The 26,953-nt window shown below is 45.3% G+C and carries 24 protein-coding genes; 16 read left to right on the top strand and 8 right to left on the bottom strand.

The features are described 5' to 3' along the window. Window positions 1–6: 6 nt before the first annotated feature. The 11 genes from AAHN97_RS04245 to AAHN97_RS04295 all read left to right on the top strand — a co-directional run bounded on the left by AAHN97_RS04245 (window position 7) and on the right by AAHN97_RS04295 (window position 14,465). Entirely contained in the window at window positions 7–654 is a 648-nt protein-coding gene (locus AAHN97_RS04245; RefSeq protein WP_343306314.1) for a hypothetical protein, read from the top strand. A 55-nt stretch (window positions 655–709) separates the two neighbouring features. Further along, window positions 710–1,309 (top strand): FMN-dependent NADH-azoreductase, encoded by a 600-nt coding sequence (locus AAHN97_RS04250; protein WP_343306315.1) that lies wholly within the window; start codon window positions 710–712, stop codon window positions 1,307–1,309. Window positions 1,310–1,637: 328 nt separating this feature from the next. Continuing rightward, entirely contained in the window at window positions 1,638–2,204 is a 567-nt protein-coding gene (locus AAHN97_RS04255) for an RNA polymerase sigma factor (protein ID WP_343306316.1), read from the top strand. A gap of 62 nt (window positions 2,205–2,266) precedes the next feature. After that, window positions 2,267–3,430 carry a FecR family protein gene (locus AAHN97_RS04260; protein ID WP_343306317.1) on the top strand — a complete coding sequence of 388 codons (1,164 nt, stop codon included), beginning with the start codon at window positions 2,267–2,269 and terminating at the stop codon, window positions 3,428–3,430. A gap of 126 nt (window positions 3,431–3,556) precedes the next feature. Beyond that, window positions 3,557–6,145 carry a TonB-dependent receptor plug domain-containing protein gene (locus AAHN97_RS04265; RefSeq protein ID WP_343306318.1) on the top strand — a complete coding sequence of 863 codons (2,589 nt, stop codon included), beginning with the start codon at window positions 3,557–3,559 and terminating at the stop codon, window positions 6,143–6,145. 26 nt (window positions 6,146–6,171) lie between these two features. Next, entirely contained in the window at window positions 6,172–7,149 is a 978-nt protein-coding gene (locus tag AAHN97_RS04270) for a hypothetical protein (protein WP_343306319.1), read from the top strand. A 17-nt stretch (window positions 7,150–7,166) separates the two neighbouring features. Continuing rightward, window positions 7,167–8,546 carry a RagB/SusD family nutrient uptake outer membrane protein gene (locus AAHN97_RS04275; protein ID WP_343306320.1) on the top strand — a complete coding sequence of 460 codons (1,380 nt, stop codon included), beginning with the start codon at window positions 7,167–7,169 and terminating at the stop codon, window positions 8,544–8,546. Between the two features lie 59 nt (window positions 8,547–8,605). Next, window positions 8,606–9,529: an ABC transporter ATP-binding protein gene (locus AAHN97_RS04280; protein ID WP_343306321.1), complete on the top strand. Its 924-nt coding sequence runs from the start codon at window positions 8,606–8,608 to the stop codon at window positions 9,527–9,529. Next, window positions 9,530–11,827, top strand: a complete 2,298-nt coding sequence (locus AAHN97_RS04285) for a Gldg family protein (protein WP_343306322.1) — start codon at window positions 9,530–9,532, stop codon at window positions 11,825–11,827. Then, complete coding sequence (locus AAHN97_RS04290) at window positions 11,827–13,140, top strand: MutS-related protein (RefSeq protein ID WP_343306323.1); 1,314 nt, start codon at window positions 11,827–11,829, stop codon at window positions 13,138–13,140. The genes AAHN97_RS04285 and AAHN97_RS04290 overlap by 1 nt, the downstream gene beginning before the upstream one ends. A gap of 2 nt (window positions 13,141–13,142) precedes the next feature. Next, the gene (locus AAHN97_RS04295) at window positions 13,143–14,465 is read left to right on the top strand and encodes a MutS-related protein (protein WP_343306324.1); all 1,323 of its coding nucleotides are present in this window, start codon (window positions 13,143–13,145) and stop codon (window positions 14,463–14,465) included. A gap of 296 nt (window positions 14,466–14,761) precedes the next feature. On the opposite strand, the gene AAHN97_RS04300 is transcribed toward AAHN97_RS04295, so the two are convergent. From AAHN97_RS04300 to AAHN97_RS04310, 3 genes are all read right to left on the bottom strand, one after another. Continuing rightward, complete coding sequence (locus AAHN97_RS04300; RefSeq protein ID WP_343306325.1) at window positions 14,762–15,100, bottom strand: hypothetical protein; 339 nt, start codon at window positions 15,098–15,100, stop codon at window positions 14,762–14,764. Window positions 15,101–15,174: 74 nt separating this feature from the next. Beyond that, window positions 15,175–16,032, bottom strand: coding sequence for a DMT family transporter (locus AAHN97_RS04305; protein ID WP_343306326.1), 858 nt, complete (start codon window positions 16,030–16,032; stop codon window positions 15,175–15,177). A 77-nt stretch (window positions 16,033–16,109) separates the two neighbouring features. After that, window positions 16,110–16,652 (bottom strand): T6SS immunity protein Tdi1 domain-containing protein, encoded by a 543-nt coding sequence (locus tag AAHN97_RS04310; protein WP_343306327.1) that lies wholly within the window; start codon window positions 16,650–16,652, stop codon window positions 16,110–16,112. 157 nt (window positions 16,653–16,809) lie between these two features. On the opposite strand from AAHN97_RS04310, the gene AAHN97_RS04315 reads away from it, so the two are divergent. The 5 genes from AAHN97_RS04315 (at window position 16,810) to AAHN97_RS04335 (ending at window position 20,164) form a co-directional block, all read left to right on the top strand. After that, window positions 16,810–16,989, top strand: coding sequence for a hypothetical protein (locus AAHN97_RS04315; RefSeq protein WP_343306328.1), 180 nt, complete (start codon window positions 16,810–16,812; stop codon window positions 16,987–16,989). Window positions 16,990–17,001: 12 nt separating this feature from the next. Further along, on the top strand, window positions 17,002–18,009 hold the full coding sequence (locus AAHN97_RS04320) for a bestrophin family protein (RefSeq protein ID WP_343306329.1): 1,008 nt from the start codon (window positions 17,002–17,004) through the stop codon (window positions 18,007–18,009). 74 nt (window positions 18,010–18,083) lie between these two features. Further along, window positions 18,084–18,542 (top strand): carboxymuconolactone decarboxylase family protein, encoded by a 459-nt coding sequence (locus tag AAHN97_RS04325; RefSeq protein WP_343306330.1) that lies wholly within the window; start codon window positions 18,084–18,086, stop codon window positions 18,540–18,542. A 27-nt stretch (window positions 18,543–18,569) separates the two neighbouring features. Continuing rightward, window positions 18,570–18,911, top strand: coding sequence for a YciI family protein (locus AAHN97_RS04330; RefSeq protein ID WP_343306331.1), 342 nt, complete (start codon window positions 18,570–18,572; stop codon window positions 18,909–18,911). Window positions 18,912–18,919: 8 nt separating this feature from the next. Continuing rightward, entirely contained in the window at window positions 18,920–20,164 is a 1,245-nt protein-coding gene (locus AAHN97_RS04335; RefSeq protein WP_343306332.1) for an RNA polymerase sigma factor, read from the top strand. A gap of 55 nt (window positions 20,165–20,219) precedes the next feature. On the opposite strand, the gene AAHN97_RS04340 is transcribed toward AAHN97_RS04335, so the two are convergent. The 5 genes from AAHN97_RS04340 to AAHN97_RS04360 form a co-directional block, all read right to left on the bottom strand. Continuing rightward, window positions 20,220–20,576 (bottom strand): YciI family protein, encoded by a 357-nt coding sequence (locus tag AAHN97_RS04340; RefSeq protein ID WP_343306333.1) that lies wholly within the window; start codon window positions 20,574–20,576, stop codon window positions 20,220–20,222. Between the two features lie 223 nt (window positions 20,577–20,799). Further along, window positions 20,800–21,555: an SDR family oxidoreductase gene (locus tag AAHN97_RS04345; RefSeq protein ID WP_343306334.1), complete on the bottom strand. Its 756-nt coding sequence runs from the start codon at window positions 21,553–21,555 to the stop codon at window positions 20,800–20,802. A gap of 199 nt (window positions 21,556–21,754) precedes the next feature. Continuing rightward, window positions 21,755–24,970 carry a sigma-54-dependent Fis family transcriptional regulator gene (locus AAHN97_RS04350; protein ID WP_343306335.1) on the bottom strand — a complete coding sequence of 1,072 codons (3,216 nt, stop codon included), beginning with the start codon at window positions 24,968–24,970 and terminating at the stop codon, window positions 21,755–21,757. A 148-nt stretch (window positions 24,971–25,118) separates the two neighbouring features. Next, window positions 25,119–25,874: an alpha/beta fold hydrolase gene (locus tag AAHN97_RS04355; protein ID WP_343306336.1), complete on the bottom strand. Its 756-nt coding sequence runs from the start codon at window positions 25,872–25,874 to the stop codon at window positions 25,119–25,121. A gap of 30 nt (window positions 25,875–25,904) precedes the next feature. Further along, the gene (locus tag AAHN97_RS04360) at window positions 25,905–26,891 is read right to left on the bottom strand and encodes an alpha/beta hydrolase (RefSeq protein ID WP_343306337.1); all 987 of its coding nucleotides are present in this window, start codon (window positions 26,889–26,891) and stop codon (window positions 25,905–25,907) included. Between the last annotated feature and the right edge of the window lie 62 nt (window positions 26,892–26,953).

Genomic DNA, 26,953 nt, shown 5'->3' on the forward strand with positions numbered 1-26,953 from the left:
GGTTTTATGCAGAACAATATTAAAATATTGCGGGAAGGAATATGTGGAGCAGGCTCCCTGGGTGGTTTTTTTACAATGCCGGGCCGGGATGCTGTTTACGGAATATCTAATAACCATGTACTGGCCAATCTGAACAGTTGCGCTGTGGGCGATCCCATTCTCAGGGCAGATACCAATGAACAGATAGCCACTTTAAGCCATTGGGTACCACTCAGCATAATGAACGCCAACAATACCATTAACCTGGTAGACATGGCACTTTGCAAGCTCACACCTGGTATTCAAACAATCTGGCAGATAGATGATAGTACGATCACCAAACCGGCGGGGTATATTGAACCCCGCCAGTTTGGGTTTGTATATATGAAGGAAGAGGCTGGCGGTGTGAGAAGAGGGAAGATCATGAAAAGCCTTATTAATCATGTGATGCAGTTTGACCTTTGCGGTAAACCCTACCTGTTCACCAAACTGATTGAAATAGCACCTACGGATGGGCAGCCTTTTTCCCAGTCCGGTAATTCCGGCAGTATTATCCTATCCAGCAGCCATTTGATCGTTGGATTACTGGTGGGCGCTAATTCAGATGCCACCAAAAGTTATGCTGTTCCTTTTGTGGATGGTATCCTCAAATTCGCACCCTTGCAAATATTGTGATCATGCATTTTGTCCCCGTTTTGTTTTATCACTCGTTATAAAGCAAAACGGAATAATGAAAAAGATCCTTCGTATAATGTCCAGCCCCAGAGCGGAATACTCCAATAGCAAAAAGCTGGGGAAGAAACTTACTGAACAGTTATTGGCAATGCATCCCGGCTCAGTTATCGTTGAGCGGGACTTAGTAGCAACACCGCCTCCTTATTTACAACATCAACATATTGTTTCCTTTTTCAAAGACCCGGCAGACCGGACTGTGGCTGATATGGATGTATTGGCTTATTCTGACGGGGTAGTGCAGGAGGTCTTTGAAGCAGACATTATTATTATCGAAGCACCGATGTATAATTATGGTATTGATGCCCGGTTAAAATCATGGGCTGATCAGCTTTTGCGCATTGGGGTGACCTTTGGTTATAATGCGGAAGGAAAACGGATAGGGCTGGTACAGGGAAAGGAGGCATATATTGCCATGTCGTCCGGAGGGGTTTATTCACAGGGAGAAACGCCGGGCCTGGATTTTGTAGCTCCTTATTTACGATCCATACTGGACTTCATTGGCATTAGCAATTCCCGGGTTGTACGTGTGGAAGGGGTGTTGTTCGCATCACTGAGTGAAGAGGAGATCGCAATATTTGCGAAGCTAAACAATTAAGTATTTTCCGAGTAGTGGCCAGTGTTCAGAACAATACGGGCAAATCTTTTATTGGGAGGTGCCGCAGGTATCCGTGAAGAAGTTAATGCAGGTATTAACAATTGCCAATAGGTCGTAACACTTATTAAGGATAAAATTAAACAGGAGCGCGGATCCCCGGTTGCAACTATTTGAAGTGTGCAGCCGGGGATCTTGTATATCCATTGAAATGCTGCGGACTTAATAACCCACAAAATTCACATTTGTTCTTATCCTCTGGATTTTTTTTATAGTTTGCAAGGGGAAAATAGGTTATTATAGATAGTTGGCATATCATCAGACATACAGCGTGAGAGAACTACTTTTGCAGATTGCAGAAGGCGACCAGCAAGCTTATGCGGCTATATTTCATCTTTACCGGGAGAAGGTTTATTCCCTGGCTTTTCATATTACCTCTTCTGTTACCGCTTCTGAAGAGATTGTACAGGATACTTTTTTAAAAGTATGGCAACAACAACAAACACTACCCGGCATTCAGGATTTTGACAGCTGGCTTTTCATTGTTGCCCGGAACCATATCTACACCACACTAAAGAAAATGGCCAGAGATGCCACCTTTCCTTTGCCGGAAGAATATGAACCGGCAGATCTGGCCACCGCAGAAACCGTCATAGACGAAAAGGAATTCAGGTCCATCCTGGCTGAAGCGCTGGGACGACTTTCTCCCCAGCAAAAAGAAGTATATCATTTACTCAAAGAAGTGGGCCTGACCAGGGAAGCAGTGGCTGCCCGTCTTGGGCTTTCCCCTGAAACCGTTAAGGTTCACCTCGCACGGGCAATGCGATCTATCAGGGCATATGTAGTTGCCAGGCTCCCGCTTTCTGCCGCTTTATTCATTCTTTGGAGATACCTCTGAAATTTTTTATGGGTTGATGTAACCCATAACATTTTCCATTTAGTCTTTATAGTTAACGAGACATGCAAACACGCCTTTCATATCTATTTGACCGGTTACGTGACCGTAATATTACTACCATCGAGCGGGAGGAGCTAACTATACTATTAAGGGATGCAAGCAATGAAGATGCTGTAAAAGACTGGATAGATCAGCAGATCACTACAGGAGAAGTACCCAATTATCCCATGAATGAAATGGCTGCCAACGATATTCTTGAGGCAGTTCTGCAAACGCCATTACCTGCCAGGCCGGTAAAAACAGTGAGCATATTCCGCCGCTGGCAATGGGCTGCGGCCGTATTGGTATTAGTAATAACCTTTTTCGGCGGACAGTATTTGCTGAGGAAAGCGCCGGAAATGGCACAAACAAAGCACATCATCAAAGATATAGCACCAGGTAAAGAAGGAGCGATACTCACCCTGGATGATGGCTCCCAGCTGGTATTGGACAGTTTGCAAAATGGTAAGATTGCCAGTCAGCATGGAGCGAACCTCATCCTGGACAATGGTCAGTTAAGCTATTCTCCTTCCGAAAAAGCAACAGGAGAGATAGTTTATAATACCATTACCACACCAAGAGGCCGGCAGTTCAGGGTTACTTTACCGGATGGAAGTATTGTGTGGCTGAATGCCGCCAGCTCTGTGAGGTATCCTGTGAGTTTCCCTGATCATGAGCGAAAGATCTTTATCACAGGGGAAGTATATTTTGAAGTAGCCCGGGATGCGGCTGCTCCTTTCTTCGTGAACATTAATAACAAAGCAGACATAGAGGTATTAGGCACCAGTTTCAATATAAATGCCTACGATAACGAAGAGCATATTACGGCTACCCTGCTTACAGGGGCTGTAAGGATAAGAAAAGACGGGCAGGAGCGCATTTTAAAACCAGGCCAGCAGGCCAGCCTGCTAAAGAACATCCAGGTAACGGAAAATGCAGACCTGGAAAAAGTGATTGCCTGGAAAGATGGTTTTTTCGATTTCAGCGGGGTAGACCTGGAACATGCCATGCGCCAGATTGCGCGCTGGTATGAGGTGGAAGTGGTGTATGTGGGCAAGGCCCCCAATATCAGGTTCTATGGAAGAATAAGCAGAGATATAAGCCTGGCCGGGCTCATCAGAGGGTTAAACAGTACAACAGACGCAAACATGGAGATTTCAGAGGGAAAGTTAATTATCAACCAATAAATCAGTAAAGTAAACAATCAACCAAAACGGCATAAGAAACCGGAAGCAGTGAAGGGCTTCCGGCGATCGTCTGGCCATTAGGGAATCCGTGTAATCAAATTTCTAAAACCAAACTATTGTAAAAGTATGCAAAAAACCGCTCTGAATGAACGGGTAGGCACTTTTATGCCCGCCTTTTCTCAAATGCTGCGAATTATGAGAATGACTGCTTTTATACTTCTTGCGTTCTTCCTGAGTGCTTCCGCCAACACTTATTCCCAAGAAGTAAACATTTCCGGCAAAGATCTGCCGTTGAAACAAGTCTTTTCCCTGGTGTATAAGCAAACGGGGTATGTTGTATTTACCAACGAGCGATTGCTCGACCGGGCAGTTCCGGTAACGGTAAATGCCAGACACCAACCGGTGATGGAGTTTCTGAGAGACATCTTCAATGCCCAGCCATTGACCTTTACAGTGGAGGGTAAAACTATTTTCCTGTCCGAAAGAAAAACGGTGCCTGTTGCAGACACTGTGCTGATACCGAAATTAAGGGGCAGGATCGTTGATTCTGCAGGTATGCCCATATCGGATGTTACCGTAGCCCTTCGCAATACAAGAGTATTCACCATTACAAATACGCAGGGTGAATTCACGCTTAACAATGTACCGGAAGATGGGATACTCCTGCTTACCAGCATTGCTTTCAAAGGAAGGAGCGTAAAGATAGAAGGACGTAGCAGCCTCACCATTTCAATGGAAAAAGATATTAAGAAACTTGATGAAGTGGAGGTTGTGCTGAATAACGGATACGAATTACTTCCCAAAGAACGGGCTACCGGCTCCTTCGGCGTTGTTACCACCAAACAGTTAGGGAAGTATCCTGTGGTGAATATCCTGGAACGTTTGCAGGGCCTTGTTCCCGGCGTGGATATTTCTATGAAAACAACTGCTAATAAAAGCCGTAGCGGTACAGTGAAGATCCGGGGGCTTTCAACGATCGTGAGCAGCTATACTAAGGTATCTACAGATCCATTACTGGTAATAGATGGGTTTCCTTCTCAGGTAGCCATTAAGGATGGTGCACTGGATTTCATTAACCCTGACGATGTGGAAACGATCACTTTCCTCAAAGATGCAGCAGCTGCTTCCATATGGGGAATGCAGGCCGCTAACGGTGTGATTGTGATCCAAACCAAACGCGGCACCCGTAACAGCAAACCTACATTGAGCTTTTCTACCACACTGGGTACCAGCAGCAGGCCCAGCCTGGACTATGGAAAAAGAATGAGCGTACCTGCCTATATCGAACTGGAAAAAGAACTGATCCTTAAAGGCCGGCTCGCAGACCCTTTACCCTCCAGCACTCCCGGCAGGTTTAACCCGGAAAATATCAGCCAGGCACAGGAGATCGTTTATCTTTTCAGAAGGGGTACTATTACCGAAGCCGAGATGAATAACCGGCTGACTGCTTTGGGACAGATCGATAACCGCTCCCAGATGGAAGATTATATGCTTCAATCCCCTACCACTCAACAGTACAATCTTTCTCTTTCGGGTGGGGGAACAAACAACTCTTACTTTTTATCCGGATACATGTATAAGGAAGACCGCTTATACAGGAGTAATACCAACCGCGGTTATTCCATCAAGGCGGGTAATACTTCGCATATGGCGAATGGCCGTTTTTCCATCAGTACGGACCTGACCTTCAGTAATACAAATGACAAAGTGAATGGTGCCGCTGTTAAAGCCATGAGTGTGTGGTCTGGTGGTATGCGCCCTTATGATCTGTTGAAAGATGCGGCGGGCAATAATGTGTACTACGACTTACTGGTGATCCCCAAACTGGCGCGGGAACTTGAGGGCAAAGGATACCTGCCATTCAGATACTCACCTATTGATGAGCTCAATTACAGCAATATCACAAACACCAGCCATAACCTTTCATTGAATGTAGCGCTGAATGGAAAGATCACTTCCTGGTTAGGAGTGAACCTTACAGGAAACATCGGCAGGATGTTCGCTGGATCAGAGAACTATTGGGAGCCCGAAAGTTATGATGCCCGGATCCTGATCAACAAGGCTACCAGTATCAATAGTACCGGTGGCAGGGAATATGGTGCGCCGCTGGGAGGAAAACTGGATCTTAGCAGGAACAGCCGCAAAAGTTATAATCTCCGGGGGCAGATCAACGTAAATAAAACCTTTAATGATATCCACCAGCTTAGCCTGCTCTTTGGAACGGAGATCAGGGAAACCTATACAAAATCAGACGGAGAGATCCGGTATGGTTATGACAAGGTGATCAACGTTTTCCGGACAGTGAACCCGGGAGGGCAATACAGGGATATGTATGGCACTATCCAATCACTCGGAGCCACCAGCAAACTTTTAACCGAGAATACCACACGTTCCCTGTCTCATTACGCCAATGGTTCTTATACGCTGATGAATAAATATACCGTATCCGGTAGCATGCGTTTTGACGACTATAACCTGCTGGGTGTTGAACGCCGTAAAAGAGCTATTCCTTTATGGTCTGGTGGTTTGAAATGGGATATCAGCAAAGAGGATTTTCTTGCGCATGTTCCCTGGCTGAACCGGTTGGCTTTACGCGCAACTTTAGGTACAAGTGGTAATGCACCGCAGGGATATGCCCCGGTAACAGTGATCAGCCTCCTTGGAGCTGATTTTATACCACCTATCCTTATGCCACCATCAGCTCTCCGGCAGTAGATAATCTTGGATGGGAGAAAACCAGGATGACGAATTATGGCATTGATTTCTCATTATTCTCCAACCGGTTGAGCGGCTCTGTGGAATATTACCGTAAAAGGAGTACAGATATCATCTGGCAGCTACCGATCAATTCTACCTATGGTTTTTCCAACCTTTTATTTAACACGGCTAACATGCAGGGGCATGGTGTGGATGTTGGTTTGACGGTTGGTATCATCGCATCAAAGAAGATTAACTGGTATACCACTGTCAATGCTTCCTACAACACGAATATCATTAAGGATGCGCGTTTCGAAAGGCCAACTACCAGCTTTGATCCGGAGTACCTGTATTCAGGTTATCCTTCTGATTATGTGTTTTCTTATGCCTGGGCCGGGCTGGACAATCTTGGGCAATCCCTGATAAGGGATCCTAAGAACCCTGCAAAAACTTATACCGTGAATGAATTTCCGACACAGGAGATCCGCGTGTATTCCGGCAGAAGCACTTCTCCATGGATTGGCATGTGGAGCAATACGGTACGGTACAAAGGGCTGGAATTGAACGTACAGTTCCAGGGTGCCTTTGGTGGTGTGTTCCGTAAACCTTCCATTGAATCAATTGGCTTTAGCAACAATATTTTCGTAGGCAGAACAGGAGATATGGAAGAACGATGGAGGAAACCGGGAGATGAGGCATTCAGGAATGTGCCTGGTCTTGAATTCGGTGTTGGTACCAACTACTTCGCCAGTATAGACCGCTATCGTTTTTCTGACTACCTGATCCGTAGCAGGAGTAATATCCGTTTACAGCAGGTATCACTTTCATACGAAGTACCTGCTCATCTGTTGGCCAGGATCTATACCAAAGGTCTAACCGTAAGTGCGGTGGCACGTAACCTGGGAATGATATGGGCTGCCAATAAAGAAAAACTCGATCCGGAATACCTGTACACTACAGGTAATAACTACCAATTGCCTCCAATAACGAATTATTCCTTCCGGATTGTACTCACTTTATAATCAAATAAAAGAACGACATGAATACATACATAAAATTTTTAGGCTGCTTAATGGCGATGGCTTTGTTGCTGTCCTGCAGGAAATACGTAGAAGATGTACCCATCCAGGGGCAGCGTGTGCTGGTATATACGCAGGACTTCCGTTACCTGATGGATTACAGGGACGTGTTTGAAAAAGCAATTGGTCTTCCACCGGTGCTTTGTTCGGACGATGTAGACTTTACCGCACAGGTAATACAGGACAGGGTTGTTACGAATCTGATCCAACGGACGATGTATACCTGGGGCAAGCCTTTTTATGTGGACAGGCAAAGTGATTATGATTTCGATATGCTTTATAATGCCAACTACTATTGCAATGTTGTGATCAATGGTGTAATGGAAAGTAAGAATGGCCTTCCTGAAGCAAAGAACACTATTATGGGGGAGGCATTGGTCCAAAGGGCATTTAACTTTTTTATGCTTGTTAATATGTATGCCAAACAGTACGATGCGGCCACCGCAGATAAAGACCCCGGTATCCCCATCCTGGTTAAACCGGAGCTGTTGGGCAATCTCACCAGGCATACAGTAAAGGATACTTATGAGCAGATCCTTGCAGATATCCGCCAGGCTATTCCGCTTTTGCCTAATAAACAATTATCGAATACAAGACCTTCGAAAGTTGCCGCTTATGCATTACTTTCCAAAGTATACCTGAACATGCGGGATTTTACAAAGGCGGAAGCTTTTGCAGACAGCACGCTGGCTATTTCAAATCAATTATACGATTATAATATTGCAGTAGCAGGAGCCACCCCTGTTTTTCCTGCGCAGTTCAATGAAGTGCAGATACTACTGCGAAAGATATCACGGACAACCTTCAGCCCACCACAGCTTAGCCAGTCATTGCTGGACCTTTTGGGTACCAAAGATATTCGCTATCAGCTGTTTGTAAGACCCGGTGCTAATTTTAACCCTGCTTTTACAGGGTTTGGCTACTGGTCACGGTCCAACTATGCCAGTGGGGATGGGCCGGCACTCGGTCTGTCAGTGAACGAAACCTGGCTGATAAAAGCGGAATGTATGGCCCGCGCCGGAAAGAAAGATGAAGCAGTGACCATGCTGAATACATTGCGGAAGTTCCGTTTCCGGCCGGCGGACTATGCTGATCTGTCCGCAGCTACTCCTGATGCTGCATTGCAATTGGTAGTGGATGAAAGAAGACGGGAATTCTTTGGAACTGGCATGCGTTGGTTTGATCAGCGCAGGTTGAATAAAGATCCGCTTTTGGCGAAGACAGTGACCAGGATATTCAATAATGTCACTTATAAACTTGAGCCTAACAGTAATGGCTATGTTTTCCCATTCGCCAGTATCAATGTTACGCAGAATCCTGAAATAGAACAAAATCCCTGATAACTTATCCTCAACGGTAGCGCATAAAGCAGCGCTGCCGTTCCATAACATCATAAGAAATGCAGAACAACATTGTAAGGATTGAAGGGCTGTCCCATAAGTATGCCACCAAGTGGGCGATACGTGATATCAACATGCTTATCGAAAGAACAGGTATTGTAGGATTGCTTGGCTCCAATGGCGCCGGTAAATCTACCACCATGAACATACTTTGCGGCGCCCTGAAGCAAACAGAAGGAAATGTTTATATCAATGGGTTGAACATGAAGGAAAACCCGGAGCTGGCTAAAAGAGAAATAGGTTTTCTACCACAGAACCCACCATTGTATATGGACCTCACGGTAGATGAATACCTGTACTACTGTGCAGGGCTTCGGCTGATACCGCGCAAAAGCATGAAAGCTGCTGTTGACGAAGTAAAGGAACAATGTGGTATTGCCCATTTCAGCAAACGCCTGATCAATAATCTTTCGGGTGGTTACAAGCAACGTGTGGGTATTGCCCAGGCTATTGTGCACCGCCCGAAACTGGTAGTGCTGGATGAACCTACCAACGGACTTGATCCTAACCAGATCGTCCAGGTGAGGGCGCTCATTAAAGAGATAGCGCAGGAGCGGTCTGTTATTTTTTCTTCACATGTATTAACAGAGGTACAGCTATTGTGCAAAGAGATCAAGATGATTGAAAACGGCAGCATCGTTTTTTCTGATACGATCGATGCATTCAATAATTATATAGAGCCGCATAGCCTGGTGCTCCGGTTGGAAAACCCGCCTGCTGCATCTGTGCTGGAACAGATCGAAGGGGTGAGCAGGGCTGAATTCCTCACAGAACGGCAGATACGCCTGTTCTTCAATGGGGATCAGGAAGTAACAGAAAGAATAGTAACAGCCAGCGTTCAGCATGGCTGGAAACTACGGGAGCTCAACCTGGATAAAAGCGCACTTGATGAAATATTTAAACAACTGTCCAACCAATCATAGATGAAAACGATATTCAGAGTTGCAAAGACCGAATTACGCACCTTATTTTTCTCACCGATAGCCTGGTTCCTGATCATTATATTCCTGGTGCAATGTGCCATTGTTTATATTGGCATGTTGGATGGGGCAGCAAGAGAGCAGGAAGCCAATGGCAAAATTTTTATGAGTGTTACGGATTACCTGTTCCTTAGCAGACAGGGGCTGTTCGGCACAGTGATGCAGAACCTTTATCTCTATATGCCCTTGCTCACCATGGGCCTTATCAGCCGGGAAACGAGCAGCGGTACGATCAAACTCCTTCACTCTTCTCCGATAAAGATCAGGGAGATTGTTCTGGGGAAATTCCTGTCTATGATGATCTATAGCTTTTTGCTGGTAATGATCATCGGGTTATTCGTATTGTCTGGCTACTTCCATGTGGTAAATGCTGATATGGGAATGTTGTTAAGTGGTATGCTGGGCTTTTTCCTGCTGTTATGTGCTTATTCCGCTATCGGCATTTTTATGTCCAGCCTTACCAATTACCAGATCGTTGCAGCTATCTGCACATTTGTGATGTTTGGTGTACTGAGCAAGATCGGGGATCTGTGGCAGGATATAGCCTTTATCCGCAACCTTACTTATTTCCTATCTATCTCCGGGCGTACCGGTAAAATGCTGGGTGGCCTGATCACTACCAAAGATGTGATCTATTTTTTAGCGATCATATTCATGTTCTTAGGATTTACGATCTACAGGATGAAGGCTGCTATGGAGTCCGTTCCTTTCATTATGAAAACGGGCCGGTATCTTTTGGTATTGGTTTGTACGCTGGCCATTGGATATATAAGTTCCATTCCTTCACTGATAGGTTACTATGATGCCACTGCGGATAAATCAAGGACCCTGGCAGTAAGCGCGCAGAAGATCGTTAAAGAAATGGATGCGCCGTTGGAAGTTACAGCCTATAATAACCTGCTCAGCGGACTCTTCTCTTTTGGAGAACCCAAAGCATACAATGCCAATATCGCCAGGTGGGAACCTTATCTCCGGTTCAAACATAATATTGAACTGAAAACCGTTCAGTATTACGATACCTCTTTTGAAAACCCGAATTTTGCACGGTTCATGGGTGGGAAAACATTGGAGCAATATGCAAAGCAGGCAGCAGATAACAGGGACGCATCTTTTTCCATATTTAAGAAACCGGAAGAGATCCGTAAGATCATAGATCTTAAGCCGGAACTGAACAGGTACGTGATGCAGTTGAAGTACAAAGGAAGAACTACTTTCCTCCGCGTATTTGATGACAACAAGCGCTGGCCAAGTGAAACAGAGGTTTCGGCTGCGTTAAAAAGATTGCAGGGTGCCCGTATGCCGAAGATCATTTTTGTGATGGGAAACCTGCAGCGGGATATCAATAAAATAGGCGACAGGGAATACAGGGTGCTCACTAACCTGAAAACGTTCCGTAATTCCCTTATCAACCAGGGCTTTGACGTAGATACCCTTGCATTGAATGCGCAGGATATCCCCAAAGATATTACAGCGCTGGTACTTGCCGATCCTAAAGTAAAGCTTTCCCCGGAGGAGACGGATAAATTGCAGCGATATATAGATGGCGGAGGGATTATGTTGATTGCCGGGGAGCCTGGTAAACAGGATATGCTGAATCCCCTCTTATCAAAATTGGGCATACAGTTAAGAGAAGGTATTCTCGTTCAGGCCAGCAAACAATTGCAGCCGGAACTGATCACAACTTATATCACAGCGGAATGTGCCGGATTCTTTCCTCCGCTGACCCATGCGCATCACGATAGTGCCAAAGTATCCATGCCTAATGCCTGCGTACTTTCTTATACAGATACCGGGGCATTCAAAACCTTTCCTTTGCTGATGACTGACCCACAGGTTACCTGGCTGAAGAAAGGTAAGTTAGTAAGTGATTCCGCAGAAGTAGTGTTTAACGCAGCGGAAGGAGATGAACGCCAAACTTTCCCAACGGCACTTGGCCTTACCAGGAAGATCAATAATAAGCAACAACGTATTGTGGTGCTGGGTGATGCGGACTTTATGAGCAATGCAGAACTAAACCGGTTTAACTTAAGGAACATCAATTTCATATTTGCTACAGGCCTTTTCAGCTGGCTGAACAATGGCGAGTTCCCGATCGATAGCAGCAGGCCGCCAGCCAAAGATGTTAACGTAACGGTGACCAAAGAGCGTGTGAAGTTATTAAAGATCATTTATGTATGGGTTCTGCCAGGCCTGTTGCTCGCAGCCGGGGCTATTTTACTGTTGAGGAGAAAACGGAAATGATGCATTTCAATACAGACAAGCAAACAACGGACGATCTCAATATATTCGGAAAACCTGGAGGAGATTCAGTTTTTACCATCTATAACCATACTGCCACAAGAGGAGGCAGTAGTATGCTGGAAGAAATGTTCCGGTATCCGCTGGCAGACGCGGATGCTATCAATGAACGGCTCAAAAGCATACAGCATTTTAGTACTTCGGGAACTGATTTTCCTTTTAATAGTTCCTGGTTCAGTGGTGCTGAATTGTATCTGGCCCTGGAAGATGAGCGTACGCGCCTTTCTCATGAAAAGGAAACCATAGGGGATAAGGTCCGTTCACTCATTGCCAAAGACCACGACTACCAGGTGATCAGCAATGGTCTGCTTGCTGTGTTGGACATCCTGTCTGCATTGAAGAAGTTTCTGCGTGAGGGACAGCCGGGCATCAGTGTATTAACGGAACTAAGGAAGCTGCTCGAACATGAAGACCTTGTGCCTGTTATGCAGAATGCCCCTCCCAAAAAGATGGCGCATGCAGCCGTAGTGCGCTATGATGACCTGCTGCGTTTCCGTTGCAGGCAAACATTGCGGGCCATACTGCGGCACATTTATATTTTAGACGTTTATATCTCAGTCGCAAAAACGGCCGGTCACCATCGGTTTGTTTTCCCCAAAGTACTGAGCAGGGAAATGCATACCGTTCGCCTGGAAAATGTATATCACCCATTGGTAAAGAATGCTGTTCCAAACACGTTGCACATTACGCCGGAGAGCAATATTGTTTTTCTGACCGGTGCAAATATGGCAGGGAAATCCACTTTCATGAAATCCCTGGGCATTGCAATGTATGTAGCGCATATTGGTTTCCCCGTAGCTGCCGGGAAAATGGAGTTTTCTGTTAGGGATGGTATTTACACTACTATTAACCTTTCAGATAACCTGTCTTCCGGCAGCAGTCATTTTTATGCAGAAGTATTGCGTATCAAAAAAGTGGCGCAGGAGCTGAGCCAATCCAGGAACCTGTTTATCATCTTCGATGAGTTATTCCGTGGTACCAATGTTAAAGATGCCTGCGATGCCACCATTGAGATCACCGGGGCCTTTGCCTCCAGGAGCAATTGTATGTTTATTGTGTCTACCCATATCATAGAAGCAGGCCAAGTGCTGAAGGAAAAGTTTTCCAATATCTGTTTCGCTTATATGCCTACCACTATGCAGGGAAACAAACCGGTCTACTCTTACCAGCTTACATCGGGCATTACGGAGGACAGGCATGGGATGGTAATTATTAATAACGAAGGGATCCTGGATATCATCCGTAAAAACAGTTGAGTATGAGCTTTATAACAGATAAACAAACACTGGAGGACCTGAATCTGTTTGGCAGGTATAAAGGCAATTCTGTTTACAAACTGTTTGACCGTACGCTAACTAATGGAGGCCGGCAATTATTAGAGCAGATATTCCGGGAGCCGCTGACGGACGCAATAGCGATACGAAAAAGGGCTAACGGGTTCCGGTATTTTAGTGATCATCCCATGGTTTTACCATTTACCAGGGAAGATTTTACGGAGATGGAACAATACCTTTTTGCCGGCAGCGGCAGTTTCCTGGATACTGCATGGAGTATAATTTCCCTGAAAGTACGCAGCGCATTAACCGGTACGGAGGAATATAAAACCCTGGAGTCCGGTTGCATTAAAACGACCCGCGTTTTGAGAGCTATCCGGCATTTTATTAGTCAGCAGGTTAATGCTACAGACCATCCATACGCTAAACAATTGAACGCCATTCAACAAACCTTTACAGATAAGCGTATGAAATGGCTGGACCTTCAACGGGCTGGAGAGAAACCTTCACTACTGCAGTTGATCCGTTTTGATCATTGCCTGCGATCGCAGATGAAGAATGAAATGAAGGCCTTGCTGCAGTTCATTTTTCAACTGGACGTGGATATTTCAGTAGGTACGGTAGCCGTTGAACGGGGTTATACTTATGCCAGTGTTTTATCAGCTGAAAAGAATGTTCTCTGCATCGAGGGATTATATCATCCACTGCTTGAAAAGCCGGTAGCCAATCCTGCCTTGTTCAATGGAGATAATAATGTGGTGTTTTTAACCGGTGCTAACATGGCCGGAAAATCCACCTACATGAAAGCGATGGGCATAGCCGTGTATCTTGCACATGCAGGCCTGCCGGTACCTGCAGCAGAAATGGAGTTCTCCGTTAAAGATGGTATTTTTTCTTCCATTAATGTACCTGATGACCTGGAGCATGGCTATAGTCATTTCTATGCTGAGGTACGCCGCGTAAAGAAAGTGGCAGAAACAGTTAGTATACCTAAAAATATGGTAGTACTGTTTGATGAATTGTTTAAAGGAACAAATGTGAAAGATGCTTATGAGGCAACACTGTCCATAACAGCAGCATTCTCCGCGCACAGGAATTGCTTTTTCCTGATCTCTACACACATCATTGAAGTGGGAGAGGCCTTAAAGGAATGCTGCGGGCATATCCGTTATCATTACCTGCCTACCATTATCAGGGATAGCAGGCCGGCATACACCTACCAGTTAAAAGATGGGATCACTGCAGACAGGCAGGGGATGATGATCATTGAGAATGAAAAGATAGTTGAACTGATCCGACAAAATTGATGGCAGCTACAGCGGGAACTTCTCCCGCTTTACTCTGATGATGCAAATAAAGAGGGCTTGTTTCCACAGGCGCTCTTTTTTGTTTAAGGTGATTTCAACACAAATAGTAAGAAATTGAATAGTTGGCTACTACATTGCAGAGTATGAGCAAAACGGTGAGCAAATTCATCAGACAGCGTCTGGTGAATTTAAGTTGCGTGATTATTAATCTACAATGAAGTGGCATGCATTGCCGCACTCGAACCGGCTAATAGCTCAGTTAAAAAGAGAAATCTTTTTTCATTATACAACTTACATCAATCCCACATAGTGCCATCCAGGCCCAATACAATACCCATCCACAATCCAATAATGTATACCAGTATGCTTAATACAATAGCCAGGCCTTTTTTCCAACCTGGCTGATTAAGCAAATGCTGGTCTATAACATAATAACATGCGCCGCCTGCTGCACCTGCTAAGGGCGTAATAATGAGCGGCCTTATTCTCCAGTACGTTGGCCAGGCCGGGTCAGCTTCTCCGCCAAATACAAAAAGGGAGATCACGGCTAAAGCGATAGCGCCACCCAGTAGCATACGTTTAATCAATAGGCCTTTATTAATTGGCCGGATGGTTGAAATATTGTTTGGTGTCATAATAATTTACTTTGTATTCCAAAGTTAAGCAAAAGTACTTTGTATTTCAAAGTATTTGGGGAATATTTTTTGTTTTACTTCGCAAATCGCTTGGGCCCAGCTACACAAAGGATCACCCCTAATGTGATCCCCAACATGCCCAAACTTACATGCTCATGCAGCAAAGTGGCCGCCAGGGCTAATCCAAAGAAAGGTTGCAGCAATTGTAACTGCCCAACGGCAGCTATGCCTCCCTGGGCCAACCCGCGATACCAGAATATAAAACCGATCAGCATACTGAACACTGAAACATAGAACAATCCGATCCAGGCTGCTGTACTGATCCCGGAGAAGGAGGAGGGGAGATAGAAAAATACCACAGGTGCCATAAAAGGCAGGGATAGTACCAATGCCCAGGAGATGACCTGTGCTCCTCCCATTGTTTTTGAGAGTTTGGCTCCTTCTGCGTAGCCCAGTCCGCATACAATAATGGCCAGTAACATCAGGGTATTTCCAAGCGGGGATGTGGAAAGCCCCTGGGCTATGGCAAAACCTACCACCAGCAAACTTCCCAGGATGGAGAATAGCCAGAATGTGGGACGGGGGCGTTCGCCGCCACGCATTACGCCAAATATGGCTGTTGTAAGTGGTAACATACCCAGGAACACAATGGAATGTGCAGAGGTAATATATTGCAGGGCCAGTGCTGTCAGTAATGGAAATCCTAACACTACACCTATCGCTACCATAATTAAAGGAAAGATCTGTTTCCCTGAAGGCCGCTTTTCTTTGGAGATCAGCAGGATGCAAAGGGCAAGCAGGCCTGCAATAGTTGCGCGGGCAACTGTTACGAATACCGGGTTAAAATCCAGAACAGCTACTCTTGTGGCTGGTAGCGAACCGCTGAATATCAATATGCCGATGAACCCATTTATCCAACCGTTATTTATCATGCAGGTAAAAATAAATAAGGAATTCCGATAAGCACAGTATCAGTTTTGTGTATTTTGAAGGGTACAGTTTGATTTATCTACTGAATTTTTCCCAGGGCCTGCGCGGTCAGGGAAATATGTTCTTTCATCTTCACCTTTTTAAGATTCTTCACTTTCTCCGGACCTCCTAAGCCCAGCAATGGCACGTAACCATAACATTCATCAAAGGCAACAGGACCTGATTGCTCTTTTGCTGAAAAATAGTTTGCACCCTCTAAGTCGTCATTGATGTATTCTGCATCATTTATATCCTCAAAGAAGTATTTAAACCCGGACTCAAGTACTTTAGAAGTCCCATGCCTGAGATCCAGCAGTATGGTATAATTGTTTTCCCAGATAATAAGATCAGATAAGCCGGTAGCAAACATTACAATGGGGTTCTTATATACAGGGCTATAGATCTCTTTGAGCGATTGCTCAAAATCGTCCGGGTTCACAATTTTAAGATATCCGTCTGCTATTGTGCCGAAGCCATGTTCCTGCCAGAAGGAGATGAGCTTTTCGGGAAGCAGTGAGCGGTATTTTTCGACTAAGCCATTTTCGGGTGCTAGTTCGAACTGGAAGTTATCGGTGTTTTTCATAGGTTAAATGTAAGAAACAAACTATTCACTATATACCGTGTAAAAACGATGTATCGCTACGCAAAACCTTTATGTCTGTATTTAATTAATTGATTTTAAACACGTTAATCCTATGGCACATAGGTTGCAAACTCATCATGAACTAAATCCGGTAATCATGAAAGCGCTATCTGAGATCTTTAGGAGCCTTTTTAGAGGCAATAATATAACACCAACAGTAAATACAGTGGAAGAAGCCCTGCACCCGATCCATGAGAAAGACATTTACGATGGCAGTGAATTCCTGGATGATCAGATCAGAACGGATGAGGCAGAAGAAGATGAAATCAACAAATAGACCCATTTATACATGCACATAGGAAAATCTTATAAATTCTCTGCTTTTCTTTTCTGGACAAGGAAAAAGATCTACGCACTGATCATACTGGGCATAATACCTGTGATACTGTATCACCTTTTGGGAATAAAGTGGCTGGTGGTCCCCTGGACGGTTGTGTCTCTTTTAGGTACTGCTACGGCCTTTATCGTAGGATTTAAGAATACACAAACATACAGCCGTACCTGGGACGGCCATACCGTCTGGACCAATATCAGCAATAGCAGCAAGGCCTGGGGTATCATGTGCCGCGATTACTTCCAGGATGAAGGGTTTATACGGAAGCTGTTTTACCGGCACTTTGCATTTCTCACGGCACTGCGCTACCATATGCGGGAAAACCGCATATGGGAAGTGGCAGACGCACGTTATAATGCAGAATACCAACAATACTACAGTATTCCCGAAAGGCAGCAGGCCTTTGAAGATGAGATGTTGAAATATATCCCAAAAGAAGAACTGGCGAATATTTCAGGGATGCAGAACAAAGCAACGCAACTGCTGGTTTTACAGAACCAGGCTATGAAAAAGGCGTATGATGGTGAAGTGATCCAACTGGCCCAGTTCATAGAAATGCAGCGGATGCATAATAATTTCATCATTCAGCAGGGGCAGTGTGAATCCATTAAAGAAACGCCTTATCCCCGGCAGTATTCCATCATCAATACCATTTTTGTACGCATGTTCTGCTCCCTGCTGCCATTTGGCATGTTGCAGGAGTTCGACAAATTGAATGATATGGTAACCGGGGTCATGAAGGGGCATATGATCTGGCTGGTGGTTCCCTTTAGCGTACTTATTTCCTGGATGTACACCTCGTTGGAACAGGTGGGAGAAAGTACGGAGAACCCTTTTGAAGGAAGCTCCAACGATGTTCCCATTTCCCAGATCTGCCGGGCTATAGAAATAGACCTCAGGGAAATATTGGGAGAAACAGCCTTACCCGCTCCCATAAAGGCGCAGAACGATATCCTGGTGTAAATAAAAAAAGTTCCCGGGAATTTGTCGAAATCTGAAAATTCAATTGTTATAGTAGAAACAATAAATCAAATAAAATGGAACAAAGGATTAACTTTCAGGAAAAGGGACAAGGTGCCCTCAAAACACTCTTTCATACCGGCGCATATCTTAAAAAATCGCTGATTGAGGAGAAATTGATAACATTGGTGGACATGCGCGTATCGCAGATCAACGGTTGTGCCTACTGCCTGGATATGCATTCAAAGGATGCTATTGCTCATGGCGAAGATGCCCAACGTTTATTCACTTTGAACGCATGGAGGGAAACGCCGTTCTTTACTACCAGGGAAAGAGCTGCGCTGGCATGGGCTGAAGCAGTTACTGCCGCTCACGTACCAGACGATGTTTACACAAGGGTAAAAGAGCAATTCACAGACGAAGAACTTATAGACCTGACGTTGGTTGTATCCTCTATCAATACCTGGAACCGCTTTAATATAGCGTTCACCAACCCGGCTGCCGTAGGTACTTACAGGGCAGGACAGTTTGGCTGAGAAACAGGAAGTAAAAAACCATGATATATGAATGAATTCTTATTGGTATTCCGCAGAGACTACAAAACGAAGGAGATTCAACCGTCACCGGAACAACTGCAGGCGCATTTGAGCCGGTGGCGGGAATGGTTTAACGATCTTAAAGCCCGCGATGTGCTGGCAAGACCGTTACAGCCATGGGAATCGATGGGGAAGGTGTTAAAGCATGATAAGAGTGTAACAGATGGGCCTTATGCGGAGATCAAAGAATCCATCGGAGGGTTTGTAATTATTAAGGCAGGGAGTTATGATGAGGCGGTAGAAATTGCAAAGGGATCTCCGATCCTGGAACTGGGTGGTTCTGTAGAGATACGTATGGCACAAGGGTAACAGGCATTATGGAAGAAAAGGAATTGTTACCTCACCTGTTTAGAATGGAGTACCGGAAAATGGTTTCGGTACTGAGTTCGCTGTTTGGTATTGAGCATATAGAAATGGCAGAAGATATTGTGAGTGATACTTTCCTGGCAGCTACTGAATCGTGGAGTGCCAGGGGAGTACCGGAAAATCCAACCGCCTGGTTATATACAGTGGCTAAGAATAAAACAAAGAACTGGTTGAAGCGGAACAACTTCTTTCAACAGAAATTGCTGACAGATCTCCGGTACAGTATTCCGGAAGGGGAGGAGATAGAAATAGACCTCTCTGCCCGCAATATTACGGATAGCCAGCTGGCGATGATCTTTACGGTGTGCCATCCTTCCATCCCCACGGAATCGCAGGTAGCGCTTGCATTGAACCTGCTCTGCGGCTTCGGTGCCCAGGAGATAGCAGATGCCTATCTGACCACCAAAACAGTTATATATAAACGGCTGGAACGTGCAAAGGAGAAACTGAAGGATGCGGAGCTAAAAATTCAGCAGCCTACATTCTCTGAAATAAACGACCGCCTGGAAACGGTGCTGAAAGCTTTGTACCTGCTTTTTTCTGAAGGTTATTACTCCACTTCCCATAATACGGTATTGCGGAAAGAATTCTGTGTGGAAGCTATGCGGCTCAACTATCTCCTGGTAGAACAACCGCATACCAATCAACCCGCCGTGAATGCATTACTGGCTTTAATGTGTTTCCATGCTTCCCGTTTTGATGCAAGGATGAATGAAACAGGAGAAATGGTGTTGTATGAGGAACAGGATGAAACGCTCTGGAACCGTGAGCTGATCGAACGGGGTGAGTATTATCTCAACCAGGCCGGCAATACTACTATGTTAACAAGGTACCACCTGGAAGCTGCCATTGCATACTGGCACACCCATAAAGAAGATTCCAGCGAAAAGTGGAACAACATCCTTGACCTGTACAATCAGCTGCTCATCCTGGAGTATTCACCCATTGCTGCTTTGAACCGCACCTTTGCCCTTTCCAAAGCAAGGGGTAAACAGGAGGCGATCATTGCGGCAGAAAAACTGGGATTGACGGATAACTACTTTTATTACGCATTGTTAGGAAACCTTTATACACATATTGACGACAGGAAGGCACTGCAGCATTATGAAACTGCATTAAAGCAGGTGAACAAACCTGTGGACATTGCCTTACTGGAAAAGAACATCGGGCAAATAAAGCACAGGCTGAACAATTAGAAGCTTTATTACGCTGGTACTAAAAAACCTCCCGGCACACCGGGAGGTTTTTTTATTATGCTACAGGTACTGCCATCCGCACTTCAACAATGGCGCCGTACTGAATGATAGGGCAGCCCTTTGCTAATTCAACCGCTTCGTCATAATCCTTTGCTTTGATCAGGAAGAGCCCGCCGATAGATTCTTTGCTTTCAGCATAAGGGCCGGTATGCACTTGTTCTTTCTTCTTTTCGAATTTGATCACCCTGCCATCAACATCCCAACGTTTGGGCGGTGCTACCAGTTTATCCTGGGCTGCAATTCCCGCTACCCATTCCTGGTAAGGTTTGAGGGCTTCCTTCATTTGTTCAGGTGTGGGTGTTGGGTTAGCACTGGTGAGATCTCTGTGGATCACTAAAAGAAATTCTTGCATGTTGTTCTATTTTAAAAATGAGTGAATGTTTGGTGGTAAAACTTTCTGGCTTGCCGGGCGCCGATGTGTCGTTGCGTTGTTGACCGGATGTCACGAAAATTGCGCCGGCGTTTGGCGGGCATTCATGCGCGAACGGGTGGAAAGCACATGCCATTTACAACAGCCGCAACGAGCTGACACCCGTCATCTTCGTTACAAGCGGCACCGGGCAAGCCCTGAAAGTTTAGCTTTTGGCAGGCTGGTTAGCGAACCATGTTTCGAAATTGATCTGACCAATGCGTGGATTATCGCCGGGAACCAGTGTTTTGTCGTTGAGCGGAGCACCAAAATATTTGGCGTTGGCATCCGAAATTACGGTGCGCGGATCGTTCACATTATTTAAATAACGTGATACAAGTGCAGAGAGGCTCACTCTTTCCGGGCCTGCAATTTCTACTGTCCCATTCAAGGGCCCTCCCAGTGCAACATCCACAACGGCTGCCGCTACATCGTCTGATGCAATAGGCTGTATGGGTGCAGGTGATAAATGAATGGCTTCGTCTTTAGCTGCTGATGCCGCAATGCCACCCAGGAATTCGAAAAACTGTGTAGAATGAATAATGGAATATGGTATGCCGGAATTTTTGATCAGATCTTCCTGGGCTGCTTTTGCACGGAAGTAACCACTATCCTGCAACCTTTCAGTTCCTACTACGGACAACGCAATATGATGTTTAACACCTGCGTTTGCTTCTGCAGCCAATAAGTTACGGCCGGAGGTTTTAAAGAAATCCATTACGGCATTGTCTTCAAAAGAAGGAGAATTGGCTACATCGATCACTACATTTGCACCCGTCATTACTTCGGCCAACCCTTCGCCGGTGATGGTATTTACGCCGGATGCAGGAGATGCTGCAATAACTTCGTGTCCAAACCCAACAAGTTTCTTTACTGTTTTGGATCCTATAAGGCCGGTCCCGCCAATTACTACGATTTTCATGATCTGTTATTTTTTGTGAAGTATACTTTGCAAGTGAAGTGCCACTTGCTTAATTAATTATAAACCAATTAGTTGAATTTGTTTCTGAGCGCCGTCTTTCACTATATTAAGAGGATCAGAACTTCTGTTCACGAAATACAGTGATCATAAAAAAGGCTGGAACAATGTATGTCCCAGCCTTCCCTCCATTTTCGTTCCTTTATTTTATAAAGTAGTCTGCTTTCGTAATTTTCAGTTTTCTCATTTTAGAATGCAGCGTGGTACCCGGGACTTCCAGTATTTCCGCGGCCCCGCCGGCCCCGGAAATTTTCCCGCCACATCGTTTCAGTACTTCAATGATGTAGGTCCGCTCGATCTGCTCCAGTGTTCCGGAAGAAGATGAATTTCCTTTCCCCTCTTCATCCTGTTGGCGGAGTGGCAGATGAACTTCCTGGAGAACCTCTCCTTCACTGAGCAGGATGCCTCTTTCAATCTGATGTTCCAGTTCACGTACATTCCCAGGCCAGTCGTAGTTCCTTAATTGCTTCAGTACTTTGGCGGAAATGCTGCTTACTTTTTTGCCAATGTTCTTACTGAATTTGGCGATAAATGAATTAGCAAGCGGTTCAATATCTTCCAGCCGTTCTCTTAGTGAGGGCAGATAAATAGGGAAAACATTCAGCCGGTAGTATAGGTCAGATCGGAAACGCCCTGCCTGTACCTCCGCTTCCAGGTTTCGGTTGGTGGCTGCAATAATGCGCACATCTACTTTAATGGTACTTTTTCCGCCAACCCTTTCTACTTCCCGTTCCTGAAGTACGCGTAATAATTTTACCTGCAGCTCCAGGGGCATTTCACCTATCTCATCTAAAAAGAGGGTACTGTTATTGGCGAGTTCAAACTTCCCGATCCGTCTGTCTATCGCTCCTGTAAAAGCACCTTTTTCGTGGCCGAAAAGTTCGCTTTCGATCAGATGAGCAGGTAAAGCGGCGCAGTTCACTTTTACCATTAGTTTGTTCTTGCGGGGAGAGGAGTTGTGGATAGCACGTGCGATCAGTTCTTTACCGGTGCCTGTTTCGCCCAGTAGCAATACTGTAGAAGCGGATTCGGCTACCTGTGTCATCAGGCGGTATACCTTCTGCATTTGCGGGCCACTGCCCACGATCTCTGAAAAATTATAAATGGTTTTGATCTGCTCTCTCAGGTAATCGTTTTCATTTTCCAGTTTCTGTTTATAAGCGAGGATCTTTTCATTGGCCCGTATATTCGAAATGGCAATGGAGATCTGGGCACAGATGCCTTTCAGGATGGTGAGGTTGAGTTCATCCGTCAACAACCACAGTGTTCCGATATTGGTAGATCCTACCCGCAGTGGCGACCCGAATGCATTCTTCATCCCTACGTTTTGCCAGAACTGAATAACGGGCCCCGCATCAGCCCTTTTTATTTCTTCTGCGATATTGAAAATTACCGGTCCATCATTTTGAAGTACCCTTACCGTCAATGGTTCGGTAATATCAATGGTCCTGGTGGCAAGCTTTCTGAATACAGGCTTCACCTCTTCTTCAAAAACCGTTTCATCATACATATAGGGGATGAGCGAAACGCCGTCTTCTTCAATGAGGCGGATCATGACCAGTTTTATATTCAACACATTTTGCAGAACATTGGAAATGGCTCTTTGCAGATCATCTTTTGATCTGAGTGCGGCAATATCACGACTGAATTCGAGCAGAAATGTCTGTTCTTTTTCGCGGCGTATTATTTCTTCATTAGCCATAATGTTGTGCATGGCGATAGAGATCTGGGCGCAGATGCCTTGCAGTAATGGCATGTTAATATCTTCAAGGCCAAGCCACAAGATGCCCAGGTTTATATTGCCGGTACGAAGAGGGGTACCTACAACGGTTTTGAAGCCTATTTTCTTCCAGAGTTTCAGGTAGCGGGCTTTATTGCCCCGGTTGATCTCTGTGTTTACACTAAAGTATAATGGGATGTCACTGTTCAGTACCCTGTTCTGTAATCCATCGTCTATGGGCAGTTTGGCCGTGAGCATTTCCTGCACCAGTTCATCATTGTGTTCCGCCTGCGTTTCATCATAGATATAAGTGGTAGAGGTGACCTGGTCTTCGTTGATCTTGCGGATGGCATAGCCATCCAGCGAATTCAGTTTCTTAAGACTTTTACGAACGGCATCTGCGAGATCAGCTTTACTTCTTACCGCTGCAATATCGTTGCTGAAATCGAGCAGGAATGATTTTTCATTTTCCCGTTTCAGTATTTCTTCGTTGGCTGAAATATTGCTGACGGCGGCAAAGAGCTGACCGGAAATATGGTTGACGATGTTCACTGCCTCTGTACCAAAAGTACCCTTCTCAGCGGAAAACAACATCAGGGCAAATTTCGATGTGCCATTCCCGCCCAGTATCTTCAGGACCATTTCCCGGGCACCTGCTTCATAATGCAGCTTGAACCAGCGCGGGGAATTCTCCAGGTCGCATGCCTCCATATCAAAAACCAGCGGTTTGTAATATAAGGAGGCGATATCGTAGATACCATCCTCTGCGGGAGTTGCCACATTCAATGCATCTCCGGAATCCGTCAGTTCCTTCAGTTGCAGCTCATCATCGATCAGATAGGCTTTATAGTACTCTTCCTTTTCATCCATTACGGTGATCATGCTGCGGGAGAAAGGCACGATCTCTTTCAGGCCGGAACTGAGTACTTTCAGCAGGTTCTGCCTGTCCCTGACCTTTACCATTTCTTTGCTCAGCGATAGCAATATTTTGTTGATGGCTTCATTATGGCTGATGGACTCATACTTGATGATATTGGCAACTGCGCTGGAAACCTGCGGAGCAATACCGGTAATGATGCTTCTGAATTCTTCTGAAAAACCGTCCGGATCTTTTGTATAAGTATGCAGGAAACCGATCACCCGGTCCATATCTTTTAAGGGTGTCATCATGATGACCCTTACGCCCCGTTCATAGTTAACTTTCAGAAATATGGGACTTCCCGGGATGTCCATTACATCCTCTAATAAGAAAGTGGTAGGCTCGCCGTTTGCCATTACCTCCCGGATAAATGGTTCATGCATCGGAAAGCGGCCGGTTACCAGCTGAGGATATAATGGATGATTTTGAATGGGAGAGAATTCAGGATCGAACAGAAAGGGGGTATATGACTCTCCATCGGGGTTGATAAGGGAAACAATGGCATGCGAAAAAGGATAGAGCTCCCTGATCCTGGATGAAAAGATGCTGATCAGGTCCGTTTTCTCTCTGACCTTTGTGATGTCGTTTCCCAATTCCAGGAGGATACGGCGTTCCGTTTCCAATGACCTGATGCGATTACCCATCCCTTTAGCGTTTGTATCCGCCGGGGAACTAACCAGGAGGGTGTTGGGGGTAATAGTTGTGCTTCTCGTTTTCATGCTGAATTAACAGATTGTTCATAGGTATAACAATCACAATCCGGTAAATGGACATATTTACCGGAAATTTTCAGCATGAATTTGAAAATCAACCATTAAGGAACCCAGGCAGGCCTGCCCGGGTCCCTGATTTTCTCATAGCAGGTTATTATAATCCCTGTGCTGCATTGATAATGACTTCCGCCACCTTTTCAGGTTGGGAAACCATTGGCACGTGACTGGATTTCAGTTCAGTAGTTTTCGCTTTTATCATTTTTGCTTCAGCCCTGGCAAGATCAACCGGTACCATATGATCTTCTGTGCCAATGATGAACCAGGATGGTTTATCTTTCCAGGCAGCGGTTGAAATTTTGGTAACTGTGGCTTTCCCTGCCCAGGGAGTTTGTGTGGCAACCAGTATCTGCCTTTCTTTGGCGGGCAGGTCCTGCGCAAAATATTCATTGATGCCTTTTGGTGACAGGCTCAGGAAGCCAGATGCATCCTGCCTGAACTCTCCGCTACCGGGTGCAGCAGGGAATGCAGATGTTACATCCACAACCGTTTGCCCATTGTTAGGAACCAGTGCGGCAACATATACCAGGCCAACCACCCTGGGATCGTTGCCTGCTTCTGTGATCACCATACCTCCGTAAGAGTGCCCTACGAGCAAAACGGGGCCGTCCATTAAAGCAATGGCCCTTTTAGTTGCCGCTACATCTTCTTCCAGGGAAATGAGCGGATTTTGTACTGCAATAACATTCAATCCTTTGGCTTGCAGGCGGGGAATGATCTTTGACCAGCTGGAACCATCCGCAAAAGCACCATGTACCAGTACTACGTTTTTAACTTGTGCTTCAGCAGGGTTGGACGTAATAGAAGCTGCTGCAATCATAGTTGTAGCAACGATTTGTTTGATAGTGGACATAAAAGTGTTTTTTTAAAGTTTTAAAAGTCATTAATCGTTCAGTGATTTTTTAATAACCGCAGCTGCCTGTAAGAGTGCTGTTTTAACCGCCGGTACTTCTGCAAGTGCATTCAATAATCCGTAATCGTGGATCAAGCCGGCATACCGGGTAAGCGTTACAGGCACACCTGCTTCATCCAGTTTACGCGCATATGCTTCTCCTTCATCCCGGAGAACATCATTTTCTGCTGTCTGGATCAGCGCAGGGGGTAAGCCTTTTAATTGACTAAGAGAAGCTTTTAAAGGAGAGGCATAAATTTCATTCCGCTTTTTCTTTTGCGGTAAATAATTGTCCCAGAACCATTCCATCATTTTTTTGGTGAGGAATCTGCCTTTTGCCATCTCATTATAGGAAGCTGTTTCAAAATTGGCGTCAGTAACAGGCCACAACATCACCTGGAGTTTTATTTCCGGGCCACCTTTGTCTTTTGCCATCAGGGCAACTGATGCCGTCATATTGCCACCAACACTGTTACCCACTACCGCCAGTTTTTTACCATTCACGCCTATGGAGTCGCCATGTTCTGCGACCCACTTTGTAGTAGCATAGATCTGGTTGATCGCTACGGGATATTTTGCTTCGGGAGATGGGGTGTAATCAGGGAAAACTGCTACCGCACCACTTGCTACAACCAGGTCCCTTACCAGCCTGCGGTGTGTGGGATAATCGCCCAATACCCATCCGCCACCATGTATATATATGAACACAGGAGCATCCGGTTTAGCATGTATAGGTTTTACAATGTGGAGTTTCACAAATTCACCATCCTGCGTGATGATCTTTTCTGATTCCTGGATGTCTGAATAATCAAAAGTAACTGAGCTTTGGGCGTTTGATAATACATCCCTTGCGTCTTTAGGGCTTAGCTTTTCGATAGGCTTACCATCTCCGGCATTCAGTTGTTTTAAAAAACTCCTCACCTGCAAAAAGATCTGTTCATCGTTTTCTGCTTTTGCCGGCTTTTTGGATTGTGCCATAATAGTTGTGTTTAGTTGAATAAATAAGAATATAAAGGCCAGATATGCTTTCATATAATAGT

Origin of the sequence: Chitinophaga niabensis (assembly GCF_039545795.1) — a bacterium.
In the GTDB taxonomy this organism is placed as follows: domain Bacteria; phylum Bacteroidota; class Bacteroidia; order Chitinophagales; family Chitinophagaceae; genus Chitinophaga; species Chitinophaga niabensis_B.

Coding starts and splice junctions, on each gene's coding strand:
- AAHN97_RS04265 (WP_343306318.1), top strand. CDS start 3,557: ATGCAAAAAACCGCTCTGAATGAACGGGTAGGCACTTTTATGCCCGCC.
- AAHN97_RS04290 (WP_343306323.1), top strand. CDS start 11,827: ATGCATTTCAATACAGACAAGCAAACAACGGACGATCTCAATATATTC.
- AAHN97_RS04360 (WP_343306337.1), bottom strand. CDS start 26,891: ATGGCACAATCCAAAAAGCCGGCAAAAGCAGAAAACGATGAACAGATC.
- AAHN97_RS04325 (WP_343306330.1), top strand. CDS start 18,084: ATGGAACAAAGGATTAACTTTCAGGAAAAGGGACAAGGTGCCCTCAAA.
- AAHN97_RS04340 (WP_343306333.1), bottom strand. CDS start 20,576: ATGCAAGAATTTCTTTTAGTGATCCACAGAGATCTCACCAGTGCTAAC.
- AAHN97_RS04295 (WP_343306324.1), top strand. CDS start 13,143: ATGAGCTTTATAACAGATAAACAAACACTGGAGGACCTGAATCTGTTT.
- AAHN97_RS04280 (WP_343306321.1), top strand. CDS start 8,606: ATGCAGAACAACATTGTAAGGATTGAAGGGCTGTCCCATAAGTATGCC.
- AAHN97_RS04310 (WP_343306327.1), bottom strand. CDS start 16,652: ATGAAAAACACCGATAACTTCCAGTTCGAACTAGCACCCGAAAATGGC.
- AAHN97_RS04275 (WP_343306320.1), top strand. CDS start 7,167: ATGAATACATACATAAAATTTTTAGGCTGCTTAATGGCGATGGCTTTG.
- AAHN97_RS04270 (WP_343306319.1), top strand. CDS start 6,172: ATGACGAATTATGGCATTGATTTCTCATTATTCTCCAACCGGTTGAGC.
- AAHN97_RS04335 (WP_343306332.1), top strand. CDS start 18,920: ATGGAAGAAAAGGAATTGTTACCTCACCTGTTTAGAATGGAGTACCGG.
- AAHN97_RS04320 (WP_343306329.1), top strand. CDS start 17,002: ATGCACATAGGAAAATCTTATAAATTCTCTGCTTTTCTTTTCTGGACA.
- AAHN97_RS04285 (WP_343306322.1), top strand. CDS start 9,530: ATGAAAACGATATTCAGAGTTGCAAAGACCGAATTACGCACCTTATTT.
- AAHN97_RS04315 (WP_343306328.1), top strand. CDS start 16,810: ATGAAAGCGCTATCTGAGATCTTTAGGAGCCTTTTTAGAGGCAATAAT.
- AAHN97_RS04345 (WP_343306334.1), bottom strand. CDS start 21,555: ATGAAAATCGTAGTAATTGGCGGGACCGGCCTTATAGGATCCAAAACA.
- AAHN97_RS04250 (WP_343306315.1), top strand. CDS start 710: ATGAAAAAGATCCTTCGTATAATGTCCAGCCCCAGAGCGGAATACTCC.
- AAHN97_RS04350 (WP_343306335.1), bottom strand. CDS start 24,970: ATGAAAACGAGAAGCACAACTATTACCCCCAACACCCTCCTGGTTAGT.
- AAHN97_RS04260 (WP_343306317.1), top strand. CDS start 2,267: ATGCAAACACGCCTTTCATATCTATTTGACCGGTTACGTGACCGTAAT.
- AAHN97_RS04330 (WP_343306331.1), top strand. CDS start 18,570: ATGAATGAATTCTTATTGGTATTCCGCAGAGACTACAAAACGAAGGAG.
- AAHN97_RS04305 (WP_343306326.1), bottom strand. CDS start 16,032: ATGATAAATAACGGTTGGATAAATGGGTTCATCGGCATATTGATATTC.
- AAHN97_RS04300 (WP_343306325.1), bottom strand. CDS start 15,100: ATGACACCAAACAATATTTCAACCATCCGGCCAATTAATAAAGGCCTA.
- AAHN97_RS04245 (WP_343306314.1), top strand. CDS start 7: ATGCAGAACAATATTAAAATATTGCGGGAAGGAATATGTGGAGCAGGC.
- AAHN97_RS04355 (WP_343306336.1), bottom strand. CDS start 25,874: ATGTCCACTATCAAACAAATCGTTGCTACAACTATGATTGCAGCAGCT.